Raw genomic sequence first — 17859 nt, forward strand, 5'->3', positions numbered from 1 at the left:
AAAATGGGTGGTGTTTCCGTTCTCGGGTCAACGCAGCAGATCCGGGATGCTCTGGGGCGTATTGCAGACATTGGGCGTGATCCGTCCAGTGTGTTGAACGCCCTGGGCGCGGGTATCGTCAGACATACGGAGCAGCGCATGAATGCCGGGGTTGACCCGCGCGGAGTGCGCTGGGACAGCTATGCTCCGCTCAACCCCTACTATGCCAGCAGCAAAAAAGGTCCGAGAATTCTGATTGCGAGCAGACAGCTCCAGCAATCATTGATCTGGAGAAGTCAGGGGAATGTCCTGGTCTGGGGCTCCAATAAAATCTACTCCCGCATCCATCAGTTGGGTGGGATCATCCAGCCAAAGAATAAACGGTGGCTTTCGTTTGAGATGGGGGGGAGGCTCTGGCATCTGGATAATGTGGAAATTCCAGCGCGCCCGTATCTTGGTTTTACTGACCAGGACCGCACATTCCTGATTGAGGAACTGGAGGATTATCTGGCCCGTGCGATGCGCGGATGATGCCTGCGAGAGGTCATCCGGTTTTAAAAGGTTTTTAAAAGGGTCTAAAAGGGGTCTGTGTGCGGTTTGGGTGTGCATGCGGCCCGATTACCCGTAAAATGGCTTTGGACGCCTCCTCGTCGAAATATAAGGGGATGTCGCTCATAGGGTCGGGGCGAACATTTCCGCCCTGACGGACGCGGTCTGCATGCCTCACAACTGGGGGCATGAACATTGTCACCTCAATCCACATGGCGTTGCCAGACAGCGCGGACAACACGCCGCCTGAGTGGATACACCTGACACCTGCCGGGACGTTTGGCGGCAAGGATGGTCGTGGGCCGTTCACGCTCAAAGATCCTGCGGATGTCATCACACGCTCCATGGATATGGCACGGGGCAAAATCGTGGTGGACATCAACCACAGCACACACGTTGCCGCAGCGCGCGGGGAACGGTCTGATGCTGTTGGCTGGGTCACGGAACTGAATGCCCGCAAGGATGGCATCTGGGGACGTGTTGAGTGGAACGGCACCGGACGCCAGTTAATGGCGGACCATGCCTATCGCGGCATCTCCCCGGCCATTGGCTCCCGTCCAGATGGCACGGTCGAGTGGATTGAGGCTGTCAGCCTTACCAACCGCCCCAATCTTGGGGTGGCGGATTTACATTCCCAAAATCAGGAGACGAGGATGGACCTCGCACAGCTACGGCGCACGCTCGGTCTGTCCGAGACGGCGACGGAAGATGACATTAACGCGGCCATTGCACGCGGTAAGGCAGCGGTGACGCTGCATGCCACTGTGGCGAAAGCTGTTGGACTGGATGCCAATGCGGATGACGCAGCGGTTCTGGCAGCCGTGGAAGCACGCGGGGCTGTTGTCAGCACGCATGCGCAGACGGAGATTGCCAGTCTGCAGGGCCAGCTGACGGCGCAGAAGAAGGCATTTGATACGCTGCAGGCTCAGCTTGCGAAAACATCTGCGGAAAGCTGGGTCAAAGACCTGAAGCGCCGCAAGGTGGTGAGCGACAAAGCTGAAGCGCGTCTGGTTACGCTGCATATGCAGGACGCGGCATCGGCTGAGGATCTGGCGGACAGTCTGCAGGATGTTCCTGACGATAGTCTGGCCCGGCTCTCGCTGCATTCTCAGGGGGCTGGCCGGTCTGGCGACAAGCCGGACAAGCTGGTGTCTGCCATGGAGTCAGCGCTTATCCCTGCTGACAAGGCGGGAGGCTGATCATGGCGCTTTCAAAAGACCGCATCCTGCCTGAGAAGAAAGTGTCTCACGCCCCGGAATTCCCGCTGAGTGTTGCCGCCGGATACCGCGTGTTCCGTGGCTCCCTCTGCGTTGTCTGCCAGGACGGATCTGTTGTGCCTGCTGGCACGGCGGCTCCGCCTTCACCTGCCGTCGCCAGTGCGGGGGTTGCGCGGCATGCGCAGGACAATACCGGCACCAGCACCGTGATGAGTGCGCAGGTCGGTCCGGGGCCGCTGTGGTGTGAAAAAAGCTGCTTTGGCATGCCCTTTGACACAGCGCCCACATGGGCTGACGTCGGCAAGCCGGTCTACGCGGTGGACGATGAAACCGTCTCCCTCACTGAAACTCCAGCAAGCGGGTCTGCCCGTCTTCAGGTGGGCACGCTGTCCGGCCTTGAAGCCGATGGCACAGCCTACGTGCTGTTTGCGTAAGGTCTCCCATGGACATCAATATTGGCAACATCAACGCCCTGACGACGACGATCAACAAGGCGTTCAACAAATACATTGAAACGGCTGCGCCGACCTATGGCCGCTTCACCATGACCATTCCGTCCAACGCCGGGGAGAACTTCTATCCGCGTCTGGCAGAAATGCCGGGGCTGCGCGAATGGGTTGGCCAGCGGGTTATCCATCGGCTTGAAGCGGGCGGCTTTGTTATCCGTAACAAGACGTTTGAAGAAACGCTGGGGATCCGCCGTGAGGATCTTGAGGATGACCAGTTCGGCATTCTGACGCCTGCGATTGAGCAGCTGGCCGCTGATGCAGCGGAAATGCCGGACAAGCTGGTTTATGATGCGCTTGAGACGGGCGTTAAAACCGCCTGCATGGATGGCCAGTATTATTTTGATACGGACCACCAGACCTACACCGAGAATGGCGATCTGACCGTCTATTCCAACCTTGGTGTGCCGCAGGCCACTGAAGCTGCCGGGCCTGCCTGGTATCTGTTCTGCACGCGTCGCCCGCTGAAGCCGATGATCTACCAGCCGCGTCGCCCGTTTGTGGTGACTGCAAAAACCCAGATTACTGCTGGGAATGTGTTCTCGGGCAACGAGTTCCTGTGGGGCGTGGATGGCCGGTGCAATGCTGGTCTGGGCATGTATCAGTTCGCCTACCGCAGCACGCGTCCGCTGAATGGCGATACTTTTGCTGATGCCCTGGCGGCAATGGCGTCCCAGCGTCGTAAGGATGGCTCGCCCTATGGCATCCGCCCGGATGTGATGGTTGTGCCGCAAAACCTTGAGAGTGCCGGTCGCCAGCTGCTGAACGGCGACATGGTGCCGGTTTTAGCGCCGGACGGGAAAACGTGGGTTCCCGGTGCGAACGTCTGGAAAGGCGCATGTGATCTGCTGGTGGCCCCGCGCCTCAGCCAGAAAGTAGGAGGCTGATATGGCCACTCCCCCGAAGAAGCCTGAGATTGACCCGGCTCTGGAAGACGCCAAAAAGGCGTTTGAGGGCTCTGTTGCCGTGACATCCAACGGGCATAACTGCGTTGTGGGTCCCGGCGAGATTATTGTGATCTGCCGTGACCCCGGCTTCCGGCGTGCCGGGATCGAGCATAAGGCGATGAAGGTCTACAAGTCCGGTGAGCTGAAAAAACATCAGCTTGAAACGCTGCGGACTGAACCGAAGCTCGAAATTATCGAGGTCGGCTGAGCCATGGCTTATGCCACCGTGCAGGACATGATTGACCGGTTCGGGGAGCGTGCGTTGATTGATGCGACGCGCGACCTCAATCAGGACCGGGACGTTATGGACGTGATCCGGATCAACAAGGTGCTGGAACGCGCCTCTGCCACGGTGGATAGCTACCTGCAGCGGCGCTATGCGGTGCCTGTGCGCCCCGTCCAGCTGCCGGTGGTGGATGCGACCTGTGCTCTGGCGCGGTATGCGCTATGCCAGCTGGCGGATAGTGAACCGGCCCTGCAGATCCAGACGGCGCGCAAGGATGCCCTGAAATGGCTTTCTGATATCGGCTCTGGTGCTGCCACGCTGGATGCCACGGCTGTTGCAGATACCAGCGAGACATGGTCCCGCGTTCAGGCGCGTCCGACATCCATCCGGGGGAATGGCCTGTGGTAGAGCGTCAGTTTTCTGATGATCAGTGCCCGTCTTTTCTGGATGGGAATGTCCTGAAGGCGGCATTTCTGGGCGTCATGCAGGCGCTGACGGATGCCTATCCTGAGGCGGGATATCAACATTGTGTGCTGCCTCCCTCTCCAACAGCGTCGACATGGAAACGCATCCAGCAGGGCAAGTCCTGTGTGGCCATGACGTTTGGCGGATGGGTGCCAGAGCAGAAGACTAGTCAGACATTTCGCGGGACACTGGTTTTTCCGGTTTTCCTGCTGATCCAACATCGCAGGATTGAAGATCTGTGGCTGGGCACGAATGAGCGCTGGGGCTTTGGCACTCTGGGTCTGATTGCCCAGGCTGTTGGCAGGCTGCACGGCGCAAAGGTTCCCGGTCTGGATGCGACCATGCGGGTGACGCGCCAGTTGTGCCCTGCCGGGATTGACTGGCTGGACGAGAAATCAGCACTCGCGGAACTGGAAATCCAGATTGAGGGCGTGGCGCTGGATACGGACGTCTTTACCGACCAGCTGCCTGATTTCCTGCGGCTATCTGAAATCTGGAATGTGGATGGGGATGCCCAGCCACAGGCAACTCTAAATGTGAGGGATGACGCATGAGCGTGCGTGTGACGGTGGCCGAGGGGCGCGTTGTGCGTGACCCGCGTGGCCGGAAATGCCCGGACGGGGAATTTTCCGTCGATGAAAAGGACTTTTTCTGGGCGCGCTGTTTGCGCAGTGGCGATCTGGAACTGGTGAAGCCGAAGACGTCTGGCGCAGCGGTAGTGCTGCCGGATGCCAGCAATAAGGTGGCCACGAAATGACCATTACTGTTGATCAGGTGCCTGCCAACTGGAAAGTGCCGGGCAGCTATACGCAGGTTGTTGGCGTCAATAATGCAGCGACACTGGCGGGCATGCCCTTGCGGGTGCTGCTTGTTGGTGTGCTGGGGGCGAGCGGGACAGGCACGGCGCTGACTGTGTATCCGAATATCACCGCCTCCCGCGCTGCCGTTCTGGCGGGAGCTGGGACAGCAACCAGCCAGATGGTTTCGGCATTCCTCACGGATGCGCCTTACACGCAGGTGGATCTGATTATGGTTGCGGCTGCCAGTGATGCAGCGGCTGCCGTCTGGACGATTACACCGGCAGCCCCTGCCACAGCATCAGGCACCGTGGCGCTGGAGGTGAATGGTTACCGTGTGCCTGCGGCGGTTACCACCGGGATGACGGCTGCGCAGATTGGTGCTGCACTGGCTGACGCATGGACGACCGCGCTGTCAATTTCATCCGGTTGCACGGTCAAGGCTGATGCCACCACAGGTGTTCTGACGCTGACGGCCACGGACAAGGGGGCATGGACCAACGATATCGACGTGCGGGAAAGCACCCGTTACGGCGATGGGGTTTCCGGGGCGTCTCTGACGATCGCGCAGACAACGCAAGGTGCCGGTGTGCCTGACGTGACACCCGCGCTGACGGCTGTGAGCCGCACCTGGTATACGGATATGGCGTGGATTACGGCTGACCAGCCCAATCTTGCTGTGTTTGCCACGGAAGCGGCACGCCGGTTCAACGCTATGGTCAAGCTGGATACGCATGTTTATCTGGGCCTGCGCGGCACTTATGGTCAGGCACTGGCGCTTTCTGAAACCCAGAATTCCAAATTCGTGAGCATTCTGCCGGCTAACCGGGCGCGGTTTGCGCCGTGGGAAGCTGCCGGGTCTCTGTGTGCCGTAGCGTCCGCATCGCTTAACACCGACCCGGCCCGCCAGTTGCACACGCTGGCGCTGACGGCGTTGGCCGGGCGTGGCCCGGATGATGCGGACGATTATGACGATGCCAGCCGCAACGTGCTGCTCAACAACGGCATGAGCACGTTCAACGTGCTGCAGGGCGGAACCGTGGAGCTGGAGCGGGTTGTGACCACCAATCTGGTGGATGACAGCGGTGTGGCAGATAACATCTGGACGGACATCATGTCCCCCAAGGTGGCCACACGGGTGCGGTATGAATTCAACGCATACATCCGGTCCACGTATCCGCGCGCAAAGCTGGCAGACAATGGGTCTCCTCTGGCCAAAGTCAGTGCTGCTGGCGTCGTGACGCCGGATACTCTGGCGTTGTCATGGGTTGGGCAGTCCACCCTGTATGCAAATGCCGGCTGGATTGACGGCACAGCCACGCTGAGCCCGCAGGCCGTGTTTGAGCGGGATACCACCGACCGTAATCGCGTGAATTCCACTCTGATTATCCAACGTATGGGGAGCCTGATGGTGGTGGCCAACTCCCTCGAAATGCAGGTGTAATATGGCCCAGACGGTTGGCATCATAGAGATCTGGTGGAAAGGCGTTCAGTATGAATGCGTGACCGGCAGCACCATCAAACTGCCCGGTTATAAAAACAACACGCAGGTCACTGGCAGCACTGTGCAGCGTTACCAGAGCTTTGCGGCTGGCGAGGTTAAGGCCACGCCTGTTCTCAAAACCGGCATGAAGCTGAGCGCCTTTAGCGCAGACGATGAAGGCGAATTGCAGGTCAAATGCGATACCGGGCAGGCCTTTGTGCTGCCGGACGCATTTATTCTCGATAACCCCACACTGTCCGACCAGGGCGGCAAAGCGCCGGTGACCTGGAATGCGGGCCTGTTTCAGGAAATTGTGAGCTGATGAGCGATACTTCCAAACTGACCAAAAATGACCCGTTGGCTGATCCCCGCGTCACGAAAAATGATGACGGATCATACACTGTGCAGCTGATGCAACCAGTGCAGCTGATCAAAGATGAACCGCCACTGACGTCCGTCACATTGGGGCGGCTCAAGGGGCGCTCTATGGTATCCATGCTTGATGCCGCAGGAGAAGGTGCGCGTCTGGAAAGGCTGCTTCTGGCGTCTGTGGATCTCGTGGGGCCGAAGGGTGATGCGTTCATGGAGAATGTGGATGCTCCCGACTTCCTCTTCTTGGTCGGTGTAGCCAGCACTTTTTTGGCGAGTGGCCAGACGACTGGCCAGTAACTCTCGCGGCTATTGGCAGTGAGATGGGGTTTTCAGAGGCGGAGCTTCTGGACATGACGCCCAGACGGGTTGCGTTCTGGGCTGTGGCGCTTGGCAAGCTGGCTGAGCGCCGCGCAGACGCAATAAAGCAGGCGCAAAATGGCTGACGAACTAAGAGCAAAATTTGAACTGGATTTTGCCGTTGGTTCGTCAGAGCCTCTGACTGCCGTCCGGGAAATTCTGGAACGCATTGATCAGAGTCTGGAAAAGCTGCGTCAGGCGACCAATCCGTTTGCAGAGCTGACTGAACCGGTGGCGCGTGCAACGCAGGCCACGACACGGCTGAATGAAGCCGTCACCCGCACAACCACCGCAACAGAAGCTGCAGCTGAAGGCGTGACTGCCCTTGGCGGCGCACTCAACGAAATCGGTGAAGGGGCAACTCAGGCCGCGACCGGGCTTGGCCGCATGGGGATTGAGGCGGAAGAAGCAGCCACCCGTGTATCAACCGCCATGGAGCGGGCACAGGCGGCTTATCGGGCTGCAGGTTTTGCATCCAATACCGAGGGAGGGGCTGGCGCAGGCGGTCCAGGATATTTTGCCCGCGTTGGGGCTGCCGGGCGTGGTTTCCATGATGCCGTGCAGAGTGGCATGGGGAGCGCCTTCGGGGCTGCGGCTGCCGGATTTGGTGTGCTGGCCCCGATCCATGCGGCAGCTGAATATGACAACGATCTGGCGCATATTGGTATCGGTCTGGATCTGCACGGGGCGGCAAATCAGCAGTTTATGGCCGCTTATGGCCGAAGGCTGGATGCTCTGGCACGGGATACCGGGCAGACCAGTCCGGAGCTTGCTGCTGCGGCTGGCTTCTTTAATCGTGAGGGCTATTCCAGCACCCGTCTGGATGCCGTTCTGCCGCAGGTTGCGCGTATTGCCACGGCCTATAATGCGGCCCCTGATGCAGTGGCGAAAACCACTTTCGCCCTGCAGGAAAACCTCGGGATCAAAGACACCGATACGTCTGGCGCTCTGGCGGCGATTGCGCTGGCCGGGAAAAGCGCTGACCTGCCATTTGAAAAACTGGCCCCGCTCTTCCCGCAGGTTGCGGCTGCGGCTGGCCAGTTGGGGGTAACCGGGCGAAGCGGCGTGAATGATCTGGCTGCCGCCATGGCCGTGGTGCGCAAAAGCACAGGCACGGAAGGTGAAGCGGCAACAGACACGCGGGCCTTTATTCAGGCGATTACCTCTCCGCACACGGCGAAGCGGTTTGCGCAATTCGGTGTGGATCTGTTCGGCACAGAAGAAAATGCCCGCAAAGGCGGTCTGGATCCGATTGAGGCCGTGATGCAGCAGGTCAATCGCATTACCCACGGCGGTCAGGACCGGAAGGCCCTGGGGGAACTGTTCAACAATGAGCAGGACCGCGCCTTCACACAGGCGATCCTGATGCACATGGACCAGTATCAGCAGATCAAGGCGCGTGTCTCTTCCGCAACGCCGGAAGTTATCAACAAAGATTTTGAAACAGGGCTGCAATCCACTCTGATCCGGCTGCATGCGTTTGAGGACGCGCTGAGTCAGACGGAACGCCGGATTGGGACGGCGTTTGTGCCGGTTTTGAATGTGGCGACCATGGCGCTCCATGGTTTGACCATCGCTTTTGACTGGGTGGACAAAAATGCTTTCGGTCTTGCCTCTGGCCTGACAGCAGGCGTGGGCAGTGTGCTGGCGATCACGGCGGCCCTTGGTGCGCTGGGGGCTGTTCTGATCCCTCTCCGGGCCGGGCTGGTGTTGATCCGCAGCTTGCTGTCCTTCGGTTCTCTGGCCTCTCTTCCCGCGCTGCTGAACCCAGTCTCACTTGCCCTTATCGGGATCACAGCAGCAGTCACAGCCGGGTATCTGGCGTGGCGCAACTGGGACAAAATCAAGCCGATGCTGAGTAGTCTCGGAAGCTGGATCAGCGGATGGGCGAAGACCATCGGCGGCTACATCATGGCTCCGCTGCATGCACTGGATCAGTGGATTGACCATTCATCCATTGGGCAGGCCATGGACAAATGGCTGGCGCATCCGGCTGTGCCTGCGGCGGTTCCGGCTGCTCCGGGGGCAGCTGATGCGCATGGCGGGAAGTTTGGGCTGCATGTCTCGCATGACCCGGCCCTCACCGTGCGGCGGACGTCCGGAAATCCGGGTCTGGTCAGTATCACGCCTGACCGTGGGCGCATGGTGGCGGTGCCATGAGCGGCGCACTTTCCGGATTGACCTCTCTTTCCGGCCTTGGCGCCGGGTCTCTGGGGAGCCAGACAGGTGCGCTGGGTGGCCTGCTGGGAGGTGCCGTTGGGGGAGCCATGTCCGTTGCGGCATGGCGGGGCGTTACCTTCTGGATGCCGTCGTCTCAGGACGAGGCCGGACGCCGCATGCTGCAGATCTGGTTTCCGGGCCGCGATGATTTCCGGACGCAGGATTTTGGGGCGCAGGACGGCCCGATCCGCGTCTCCGGTCTGATTATTGGCGATGACTATGTGATCCGGGCAAAGCGCATGCGCACGGCGCTGATGCAGGCTGGCAATGGCACGCTGGTCCACCCGTGGTGGGGCGCGATAAAGTGCCGGCTGGTCCAGTCTGGCAGTATTTCGTTTTCGGATGGCGAGATCCGCCTGGCGCGGTTTCAGGCCACCTTTGTGCGTGTGCCGCCTGACCCGACAAGCAAGGGGCTGTTTGCACGGATTGCCGACACCCTGACCAGTGTGCTGACGCAGGCTGATGCGCTGGTTGATTCTGCCGTTATGGCGATGCGGTCTGTGTTGTCTGTTCTCACCCTGCCTCTGGCTTTGGTCAGTGCTGTGTCCAATGTTGTCTCCGTAGCACATGGCGTATGGGATGCAGTGACAGGGTCAACGGCTGCCCTGCCGGTGCGGACTGCAGCGTCTGCTCCGCTGGCGGCTCTTGCTGGCGGGGTGAGCGTGCCGGCGACCAATAGCGACACGACCTATGCGGACAGCGTTGCGACCCTTCTGGCGGGCGTGCCTGCTGCTGTGGCGCAATCGGTCTCTCCTACCGCATCCGCAGCGATTGCCCCGGCAGATGCCGTGAGTGGCGTGGATGAGGATGACATTGATCCGGCTGTGGCCACGACGCTGCTGATTACCGCGGTGCAGTCTCTGCGCACTGCCGGGCAGACGGCAGCGGAACAGGCGGCAGATCCGGCATCTGTGCGCGGGCTGATGCTGGGGGCCACGCTGTTGACGGCGGCGCAGGCCGTCGCTGCGGCATCCTCTCTGACCTATGCCAGCCAGGACGATGCGCTCAGCTGGCGTGACCGCCTGCTGGCCATGCTGGATGATCTGATTGACGACATTGAGACACTGGCCGGAACCAATGGAGCTGCTGTGCCGATCAGCGGGATGCTGGGGGCGTTGCGGGACAGCAAGGCGGCCATCACGGCGGATATCTCCGAGCGTCTGGGGCGTCTGCCTGCGGTGATTGCGGTGCCAGTGCCACGCCAGATGAGCGCATGGCTGGTGGCTTACGCCGTGGCCGGTGATGTCCCGGCCAATGTTGAGGCTGTGTGGACGGATATGGTGCAGCGCAACGGGCTGCGTCTGCCTGCTGTGTCCGGACCCGGCACAGTGCGCGTCCTGAAACCAGAGGATGCAGCATGAGCGAGAGCATCACAACCGTCCGGGACCGGCTGATGACGGTGCAGATCAACGGCCAGACGCTCAAGACGTGGAGTGCCTGTGAGGTCGGGCGGGATCTGGCGGATATCGCGGGGGCGTTCCGGATTACCTATCTGGACACGACGCGGGCATTTGAGGCTCTGGGTGGCGATGCGCCGGAGTTTGCGCGGGTGCGTGAGCATGACCCGGTGACGATCAAGCTCCGTGGTGAGGTGATCCTGAAGGGCTACGTGGACAATATCCAGCTCCGCATGGCGGACAGCCAGCTGGAGGCCATTATTTCCGGGCGGGATATGACCGGCGACATGGTGGATTGCTGCTCCAACCCGACTGGCCCCGGCGAGTATCGGCAGATTGATCTGGTGTCCGTAGTGGGCAAGCTGGCCAGCCCATACGGGATTGCTGTGCAGAGCGAAATTGACCCCGGCGCACCGTTTACCCTGGTGGCCGTGGATCCGGGGGAGCGCACCATGCAGACGGTGGAGAAGTTGTCCCGCCAGCGTGGTGTGCTGGTGGTCTCGGACGGTATTGGTGGCCTGCGCCTGACCAAAGCCGGGACAACCCGTGCGCCGGAAGATCTGCGCATGGGTGAGAATATCCTTGAGGTGGATGCGCAGATTGATGTGCGCGAGCATTACTCGGATATCTGGGTCAAAGGGGCTTTTAAGAGCGTTTTAAGGCCCAAAAAAGCGGCTCTTGATGCATCTGCAGCACCCCTTACGGATAAGCCGGGCAACGCTCCGGCTGCCCCCTCGCATAGCAAAACGGAAAGTGCGGCCGTGGTCCGGTATGGGCATTCTGTTGATCCGTCCGTGCGGCGGTATCGGCCTGCGGTGTATCTGGCGGCCACGCAGTCTGGTGGTTCAGAAGCCACCCAGACGGCAACGGATGTGCCACTGGACAGCACCGCGCAGGGGTTGAGTGCGGATGCCGGGCCTGCCCCGATGGCCTATCACGCGGGCACACGTCGCGCGTCCCGCAAGGCCAGCAAGCCCAGAACAGATGCCAGCCCGTGGACGCTGCAGGATCAGGCCGACTGGCGGATGCGTACCACGCGGGCGCACGGCACGATGCGGATCTACACGGTGGCCGGACTGTCTGCCCGGAATGGAGACCTGTGGAAGCCGAATGCGCTGGTCTATGTCCATGACCCCTACAGCGGGCTGGATCAGGACATGCTGATTGGGGCCGTGACCTATGTGGACGATGAGGGCGGTTATAAGACCCGCATCAGCGTGGTGCCCCCGGATACCTATGACCTCACCGGCGACAATGACCGCGTCAAGAAGGGCACGCGCCGCAGTGGGCTGATTAACGGGAAAGCCGGATGAGCCGGTCTGTGCGGGATCTGTATATGTCGCTGCGCGGGCTGGTCAGCCGGGCTGTGGTGCGGGATATTGACGATACCGGGAGCAACCAGACGGTGACGCTGGACACCCATTACGGGCGAACACGCGGCAAGGTGCCGGTGCATTTCCCATTTGGGTTTAGCAGCCACGCGCCGCATGATGGGGCGGTGACGGCGGTTGTGGCTGCCGGGGGCGATCATGCGGACCCGATTGCGCTCCCACCTAGTAACCCCTCTGCTGCAAGGATGGGCAATCTCCCGGAAGGCGAGACGGTACTCTATGACGCTGTGGGCCAGAAAATCTATCTGGTTGGCGGCAAAGTGATCAGGGTGGATGTTGTGCAGCAGCTGGATGTGCGTGTTGCAGGACAGAGTATCCTGACGGTAGACAAGGACGGTGCCAGTCTGACGGGCACGCTGCGGGTCAGCAAAGACATCATTGCTCAGGGTGACATGACAGCCTCCGGCACCGTGACTGGCCAGCAGGATGTTGTTGGGGGTGGGAAAAGCCTGAAGGGGCATGCCCATACCAGTGGTAAGGAAGGGTCTCCGACCAGCGCCCCGCTGTAGTCCCACCGGCCCTGCGTTGCCGGGGGCGAACCTTTCCGCCCTGCTGCCATCCCGTTAAATCCCGCATCAGATGGGCATGGATATGCCCACCACGCTCATGATGCGCTCAAACGCAACCGGAAGGCTGGACCTTGTGGTCCAGGCGGGAGCTGGTGGGCGTGGCACGCTGGCGGTGGACACGACGCTGGCGACATCTGGCCTGCTGGCGCTGCAGTGTGACCGGCGTGCCGATCCTGACGATACCCTCCCCAATGAGATTGCCCTGCTGCCTGCTCAGTCTGGCGGCCTGCTGGCCCGGCGCGGCTGGGTTGGCGATATCCTGCTGGACACCCGGTTCGGCTCCCGGCTCTGGCTGCTGGCGCGCGGGAAATACGACGAGACAGACCGCCTGCTGGGCGCTGCCTACGCAGACGAGTGTCTGGTCAGTATCCGTGCCTGGTGGGGTGTTACGGCTACAGCCATGGCGTCGCTGTCTGGCCGGAGTGTCCTGCAAATTGCCTGTCAGATTGGTGCTGTTTCTGTCTCCCGCACAGTGAGTGCCGCAGCATGAGCTGGCCTATTCCTACAACGCGCACGCTGGCGCAGAGACTTGCGGCATCTATGCTGGCGCAGCAGTTTGTGGCGGCAGATGGCACAGTGGTGCGTTTGGACCCAAATGCGCCACAGACCCTCGAACAGGTGCTGGGTGTCGTGTGGACGCTGGCGTTGTCCGAAGTTTACAGCGCGATCCGCGATCAGCTGCTTGAGATGATGGTGACCACCGCCACGGCGGACGGCCTGTTGCCGCAGCATGCCGAGATGTGGGGCGTGCCGCGCAACCCGGCGACGGGGGCGATTGGCAACGTGCTGACCTCTGTCAGTGCGGGCGTGACGTTGCCTATTGGCACGGCGATTGTGTCTGACGGCAGTGTGCAATGGCTGGTGACGACGGCCACCACAATCCCGGCAGGAACCACAGCCCCCGTGCCTGTGCAGGCCAACGTCGCAGGAGCCATTGGCAATCTGGCAGGAGGAACTGAACTGACGCTGGTCTCCCCCGTGGCGGGCGTTACGTCTCTGGTGGTGGACTCACAGGGGCTGGCCGGTGGCGCGGACATTGAATCTGTCGAAAGCTGGCGTGCGCGGATTATTGCCAAGATCCGTAACCCGGTCGCGGGTGGCACAACCACGGATTATGAAGGGTGGGCCAAGGACGCCGGGGCCACTTATGTCAACGTGCTGCCGGAAGCTTACGGGCGTGGCACTGTGGGTGTTGTTATTGCCATGCCTGGTCCGACTGTGCCGACAGATGCACAGGTGGCTGCCGTGCAGGCTTATCTTGATGCGCGGCGGCCCGTAACGGCAAAAGTCACGGTTGTGGCGGCACAGCTGGTGCAGAAAAACCCAGCTATTGTGCTGAACCCGGATACAGTTGCCGCCCGCCAGCAGATTACGGCGGAGCTGACGGCCTACTATCCGTCCAAGGGAATTGGTGGGAAGCTCTACGTCTCAGAAATCGTCGCGGTGCTGACGACCATCAACGGCACCAGCAATGATCTGGTTTCCCCTACGGCGGACGACCAGCTGGCCGATAATGCCATGGCTGTGCTGGGCACCATTGACTGGCGGAGTGCGTCATGAGCCGCACGCCAGAACAGATCCGCAATGAATGGCTGCATGACCTGATGCCGCCCGGTGCGCTTGAGCGCAGCCCGGATGGCAATCTGGCCAAATTTCTGCAGGCCTTTGCCGGACCGTTCGCCACACTGGAAAGCGATATTGACGGGCTGGCCCAGGAGATTTCCCCTGGCACGGCTGTTGGCCTTCTGGCGGACTATGAAGCGGTTCTGGGGCCGGATCCGTGTGGGCGCGATCAGGGCGACCTGACCCTTGCGCAGCGGCAGGCGCTGGCGTGCCAGCGCTGGGTGGCGGGGGCTGGTGTGACGCCTGCTTTCTTCATCGCGATGGCAGAAGCTGCTGGTTTTACCATCACGATTGAGGAGCCGGACACGCCTGTGCATGGACGCACACGCTGTGGCACGGCCCGGTATGGCACGTCCGATCTGCGTTTCCTCTGGATCGTGACCCTTCCCAACAAAAACACCCGACTGGAATGCCCGATGCAGCGGCTGGCACCTGCGCACACGACGCTGGTTTTTAAATATTCCGAGGCTGCGAGCTGATGGTTGACTACACGAATTCAGACGGTTTTGTGACTGATGCGAAAGGGCGTAGACAGTATGCCAACCGGGATGATGCAGCCCTTATTAAGGGCACCGAGATTGATGCCACGGACCATAATGAGGTCCGCAATGAGCTGGTCTATCTGGTTTCCCAGTCTGGACTGACGCCGAGCAACGATGATCTGACGCAGGTCTATGCAGCCGTGCAGAAACTGGTTGCTGCGGGCGCGTCAGAAGCGGCTGTTGGCTTCACGCCTGTAGAACAGGGCGGCATTACTGGCCTGACCGCCGACAAAGTGAATATCGGCAACAGCACCAACGGCCTCGCAGCTTATATTGCAGGCAACTATTATGGGGTGCTTGCTACTCAGACGTGGGCGAATGGAAAGTTCATCGCAAACAGCGGTGGAACGAACGGCGGGATTGTCAGTGCGACAATAGATGGTGGCACAAAAACACCGTCCTTTCAGGATGGATCCGGGACATGGACTCAGGTCGCATCCTATTCGGGATTGCAGGCTGAAATCTCCCGCGCCACGACCGTTGAGAGCAACCTGCAAAGTTCCAAGGCAAATTTGGGAGGAGGCAATACGCTTTCTGGGGACCAGGTCGTCAAAGGAAGCGTCTCTGTAGGTGTAGGGACGGGATGGTCTGGAGGAACGTCGAATGGACAGGGACGCTGGTCAAATGGGCATCTGGTGTTTGGAGCGCCAGATGGTGCGACAAACACATACATGGGCGCATTCCAAATTACCGACTTATTAGGCAGCCCCGGTGATAATTACTCTGGCATCAATATGTTCGGGTACGATTACGCCGGGACCCGGTATGACTGGAATTTTGCGTGGAACGGCAACATCAAGACCTCCAAAGGCCTTGTTGCTTTCGAGTCCGACCTGTCCAGCTACGTGCCATCGTCCACCTATGCTTCAGATTTTTCCACATCTGATAGTCAGGTGATCAATCTGGCGTATGGGAACAAGATCCAGCGTTTTGTTGTGTCTGTGCCGACAAACGGCACGAATTCACACAGGATCACTTACCCTGAGGCGTTTTCCGGGGCAGCAGTGCCGGTATTCAATGGCAATGATAACAGCCAGAGCCGGTCTTTCTCACTTTCCAACAATACGACGCCGGACGCTACGGGTTTTGACATTGCTGTCTCCGTGCACGGCAATTCAACCGCTGGCAGCACTGATGCCGCGACACTTACCGTTATTGCGATCGGACCCAAATAATGACGACAGCATCTCTTACTGGTGCAGCGGTGATCGCTGCGGCATGGCCTGCGCGATATTACGCCGCTTATGATATGACAGCGACGGGCGTCACAAAGGTAACAGCGCTGTATGACGTCCAGTCAGTCCAGACTGTAGTGCAAAATCTTCCTGCAGCGGCAACGATGATCGCGCTTACTGAAGACCAGTGGGCACTGACGCATGGGGCTCAGGCTATCTGGGTGCAGGGTGGCGCTCTGCTCTATCCGGCCCGGTATTATGCTGCCTACGACACAACGGCGGCGCAGCCCACAAGCGTGACGGGATGGTATGACACATGGACACTGTCCAGCGTTACCAGCGTTCCGGCCACCAGTGCGCTGATTTCTGTCTCCAGTCAGGACTGGGCGGATACAAAAGCCTTCCGTCTGCCGACCGGACGGGGGGTGCAGGATGGCAAGATTATTGATTACACGCCGCCCGCACCCCCCGTGCCGCTTGCTACACAGGCAGCAAACGCGCTCACAGCAGCGGCCTCTGCGACCTGGGCACATTACGGCTCCATGGGTGTTTCTGTGCCGCAGACATGGATCGCATATCAGACCGCACTGAAGGCCATTGCGGATGGGACAGACACGGCCAGCGCTACACTGCCTGCGGAGCCTGCAGTCTGATGGCTGATTTTGTTTTCAAGCGCGGGACCACGTTCCTCGTAACCTGCATCAATCAGGATGCATCTGGCGCGCCGGAAGATCTCGGCGGGGCTGTGATCGCGGCGGAACTGCGGGACAGCCAGAACGCGCTGATTGCCCCGCTGGTGCCTGCTCCGGTGGCGGATCAGCCTGGCACCTACACGCTGAGTTATCCGGGTGACACGTCGGGCTGGCCGCTGGGGCTGCTGCGCACGGACGTCCGTATCAGCCGTCTGGACGGCACAATCATACAAACAGGCACGGTCACGATTGCGATCGTGGATAGGGTGACACAATGAGTGTGGGGATTGATCCGGCACAGAGTAACGGGCCGGTTAATGTGCTGATTGCGGGCAGCGCGCCGGGAACCAAGGGCGATACGGGTCTGGGGATTGACACTATTGCCCTCGGCAGTGCGGGACAAGCAATTGTCACGATGACGGACGGGACCACGCGCACGGTGGATGCCACGGCGCTGTCTGACATCGCGACCAAAGGCGCGCTGGAAAAACTTGGGTCGGGTGGACTGCCTGAAATCGACCTGAGCCATGCGACGATTGGTCAATACAAGATGTCTGATGTGGCACTCGCTGCGCTCGGCAAGAGCGGCCTGCCGGTGGACGTCACCAACAACGGGGGCCTCATCATGGCAGGCCCCACCCCCTTACCCGATGGATATGTGAGCAACGGCGGCGTGGTTATGCAGACCACGGCTGCAGGCTGAAGAGGATAAAGAGATGTCAAATAATCAGATGCCTGCAAGCCCGTTTGGCAAGCCGTATCTTGAGGAACTGCGGACTGACAGTTTGCACCCAGAGAGCCTAGTCGGTTCCGGGCAGGATGCGCAGAAAATTGGGGATATTGCAGTCGCAGCAGCAGGTGCCTTGCAAAAAATCTCTGCCGGTCAGCCGGGCGGCTTTGTGCCCCTAGACGAATCAAACGTAGGCCAGTTTACGAAGAATGGATTTGCCATCCCGATGCGGGAAGACCCGGCCATTGGGCCTTTCCAAGTTGGTTATTATGCCAATTACCGTGAGTTGACGTTCCGGGTAACAACGCCGGGCGGCAACATTTTGGCTTTTGAAAATCTTGCCCCCAACGGTTACGCGGCAATTACGTTCCGTGGTCCAGACGCCGGTGGTGGAGCGTCATACGAGCATGGCGCAATAGGCTACGGTCCACAGCTGCCTTGGGGTGCTACAAGAGGACTGACGTTTTGGGAAATAAGCAGCTTCGACGGAACGTCCAGCACAACACTGCGCAGTGTGCCTGGAATTATCCAAGAAACCGGCGCGCATTTTACCAGTTACCAGGAAGCGCAAGTCGTATTTAATTATAACACGAATACGATTGAGAAACTTGATGGATCGGTA

The 17859-nt window shown here is 60.1% G+C and carries 23 protein-coding genes; all 23 read left to right on the top strand.

Translation table 11 applies throughout. The features are described from left to right. Nucleotides 1-3: 3 nt before the first annotated feature. Entirely contained in the window at nucleotides 4-510 is a 507-nt protein-coding gene (locus KP699_RS12425) for a phage virion morphogenesis protein (protein ID WP_215762848.1), read from the top strand. Between the two features lie 206 nt (nucleotides 511-716). Continuing rightward, the gene (locus tag KP699_RS12430) at nucleotides 717-1727 is read left to right on the top strand and encodes a phage protease (RefSeq protein ID WP_215762849.1); all 1011 of its coding nucleotides are present in this window, start codon (nucleotides 717-719) and stop codon (nucleotides 1725-1727) included. A 2-nt stretch (nucleotides 1728-1729) separates the two neighbouring features. Then, nucleotides 1730-2179 (top strand): hypothetical protein, encoded by a 450-nt coding sequence (locus KP699_RS12435; RefSeq protein WP_215762850.1) that lies wholly within the window; start codon nucleotides 1730-1732, stop codon nucleotides 2177-2179. An 8-nt stretch (nucleotides 2180-2187) separates the two neighbouring features. Continuing rightward, complete coding sequence (locus KP699_RS12440; RefSeq protein WP_215762851.1) at nucleotides 2188-3138, top strand: Mu-like prophage major head subunit gpT family protein; 951 nt, start codon at nucleotides 2188-2190, stop codon at nucleotides 3136-3138. Nucleotide 3139: 1 nt separating this feature from the next. Further along, complete coding sequence (locus tag KP699_RS12445; protein WP_215762852.1) at nucleotides 3140-3406, top strand: HI1506-related protein; 267 nt, start codon at nucleotides 3140-3142, stop codon at nucleotides 3404-3406. Between the two features lie 3 nt (nucleotides 3407-3409). Beyond that, nucleotides 3410-3832, top strand: a complete 423-nt coding sequence (locus tag KP699_RS12450) for a DUF1320 domain-containing protein (protein ID WP_215762853.1) — start codon at nucleotides 3410-3412, stop codon at nucleotides 3830-3832. Next, a complete protein-coding gene (locus KP699_RS12455) occupies nucleotides 3778-4443 on the top strand; it encodes a hypothetical protein (protein ID WP_215762854.1) in 666 nt (221 codons plus the stop codon). Before KP699_RS12450 ends, KP699_RS12455 begins: the two co-directional genes overlap by 55 nt. Then, entirely contained in the window at nucleotides 4440-4646 is a 207-nt protein-coding gene (locus KP699_RS12460) for a DUF2635 domain-containing protein (protein WP_215762855.1), read from the top strand. The genes KP699_RS12455 and KP699_RS12460 overlap by 4 nt, the downstream gene beginning before the upstream one ends. Then, complete coding sequence (locus KP699_RS12465; protein ID WP_215762856.1) at nucleotides 4643-6130, top strand: phage tail protein; 1488 nt, start codon at nucleotides 4643-4645, stop codon at nucleotides 6128-6130. Before KP699_RS12460 ends, KP699_RS12465 begins: the two co-directional genes overlap by 4 nt. A gap of 1 nt (nucleotide 6131) precedes the next feature. Next, the gene (locus KP699_RS12470) at nucleotides 6132-6491 is read left to right on the top strand and encodes a phage tail tube protein (protein ID WP_215762857.1); all 360 of its coding nucleotides are present in this window, start codon (nucleotides 6132-6134) and stop codon (nucleotides 6489-6491) included. Continuing rightward, nucleotides 6491-6838, top strand: a complete 348-nt coding sequence (locus tag KP699_RS12475) for a hypothetical protein (protein ID WP_215762858.1) — start codon at nucleotides 6491-6493, stop codon at nucleotides 6836-6838. Before KP699_RS12470 ends, KP699_RS12475 begins: the two co-directional genes overlap by 1 nt. A gap of 138 nt (nucleotides 6839-6976) precedes the next feature. Continuing rightward, nucleotides 6977-9058: a phage tail tape measure protein gene (locus KP699_RS12480; protein ID WP_215762859.1), complete on the top strand. Its 2082-nt coding sequence runs from the start codon at nucleotides 6977-6979 to the stop codon at nucleotides 9056-9058. Next, the gene (locus KP699_RS12485; RefSeq protein WP_215762860.1) at nucleotides 9055-10479 is read left to right on the top strand and encodes a DNA circularization N-terminal domain-containing protein; all 1425 of its coding nucleotides are present in this window, start codon (nucleotides 9055-9057) and stop codon (nucleotides 10477-10479) included. The genes KP699_RS12480 and KP699_RS12485 overlap by 4 nt, the downstream gene beginning before the upstream one ends. Next, entirely contained in the window at nucleotides 10476-11828 is a 1353-nt protein-coding gene (locus KP699_RS12490) for a phage baseplate assembly protein (protein ID WP_215762861.1), read from the top strand. Before KP699_RS12485 ends, KP699_RS12490 begins: the two co-directional genes overlap by 4 nt. Beyond that, nucleotides 11825-12415, top strand: coding sequence for a phage baseplate assembly protein (locus KP699_RS12495; RefSeq protein WP_215762862.1), 591 nt, complete (start codon nucleotides 11825-11827; stop codon nucleotides 12413-12415). The genes KP699_RS12490 and KP699_RS12495 overlap by 4 nt, the downstream gene beginning before the upstream one ends. Before the next feature lie 82 nt (nucleotides 12416-12497). Beyond that, a complete protein-coding gene (locus tag KP699_RS12500) occupies nucleotides 12498-12965 on the top strand; it encodes a phage GP46 family protein (protein WP_215762863.1) in 468 nt (155 codons plus the stop codon). Continuing rightward, nucleotides 12962-14035: a baseplate J/gp47 family protein gene (locus KP699_RS12505; RefSeq protein WP_215762864.1), complete on the top strand. Its 1074-nt coding sequence runs from the start codon at nucleotides 12962-12964 to the stop codon at nucleotides 14033-14035. The genes KP699_RS12500 and KP699_RS12505 overlap by 4 nt, the downstream gene beginning before the upstream one ends. Beyond that, nucleotides 14032-14577, top strand: a complete 546-nt coding sequence (locus KP699_RS12510; protein WP_215762865.1) for a putative phage tail protein — start codon at nucleotides 14032-14034, stop codon at nucleotides 14575-14577. The genes KP699_RS12505 and KP699_RS12510 overlap by 4 nt, the downstream gene beginning before the upstream one ends. After that, a complete protein-coding gene (locus KP699_RS12515; RefSeq protein ID WP_215762866.1) occupies nucleotides 14577-15815 on the top strand; it encodes a hypothetical protein in 1239 nt (412 codons plus the stop codon). The genes KP699_RS12510 and KP699_RS12515 overlap by 1 nt, the downstream gene beginning before the upstream one ends. Continuing rightward, the gene (locus KP699_RS16470) at nucleotides 15815-16468 is read left to right on the top strand and encodes a hypothetical protein (protein WP_252347042.1); all 654 of its coding nucleotides are present in this window, start codon (nucleotides 15815-15817) and stop codon (nucleotides 16466-16468) included. Before KP699_RS12515 ends, KP699_RS16470 begins: the two co-directional genes overlap by 1 nt. After that, entirely contained in the window at nucleotides 16468-16785 is a 318-nt protein-coding gene (locus tag KP699_RS12525) for a hypothetical protein (RefSeq protein ID WP_215762867.1), read from the top strand. Before KP699_RS16470 ends, KP699_RS12525 begins: the two co-directional genes overlap by 1 nt. Continuing rightward, entirely contained in the window at nucleotides 16782-17210 is a 429-nt protein-coding gene (locus KP699_RS12530) for a hypothetical protein (protein ID WP_215762868.1), read from the top strand. The genes KP699_RS12525 and KP699_RS12530 overlap by 4 nt, the downstream gene beginning before the upstream one ends. 13 nt (nucleotides 17211-17223) lie before the next feature. Further along, nucleotides 17224-17859 (top strand): hypothetical protein (locus tag KP699_RS12535; RefSeq protein WP_215762869.1); only part of this gene is annotated, 636 nt, incomplete at its 3' end.

The organism is Acetobacter sp. P1H12_c (assembly GCF_018811975.1).
Classification (GTDB): domain Bacteria; phylum Pseudomonadota; class Alphaproteobacteria; order Acetobacterales; family Acetobacteraceae; genus Acetobacter; species Acetobacter persici.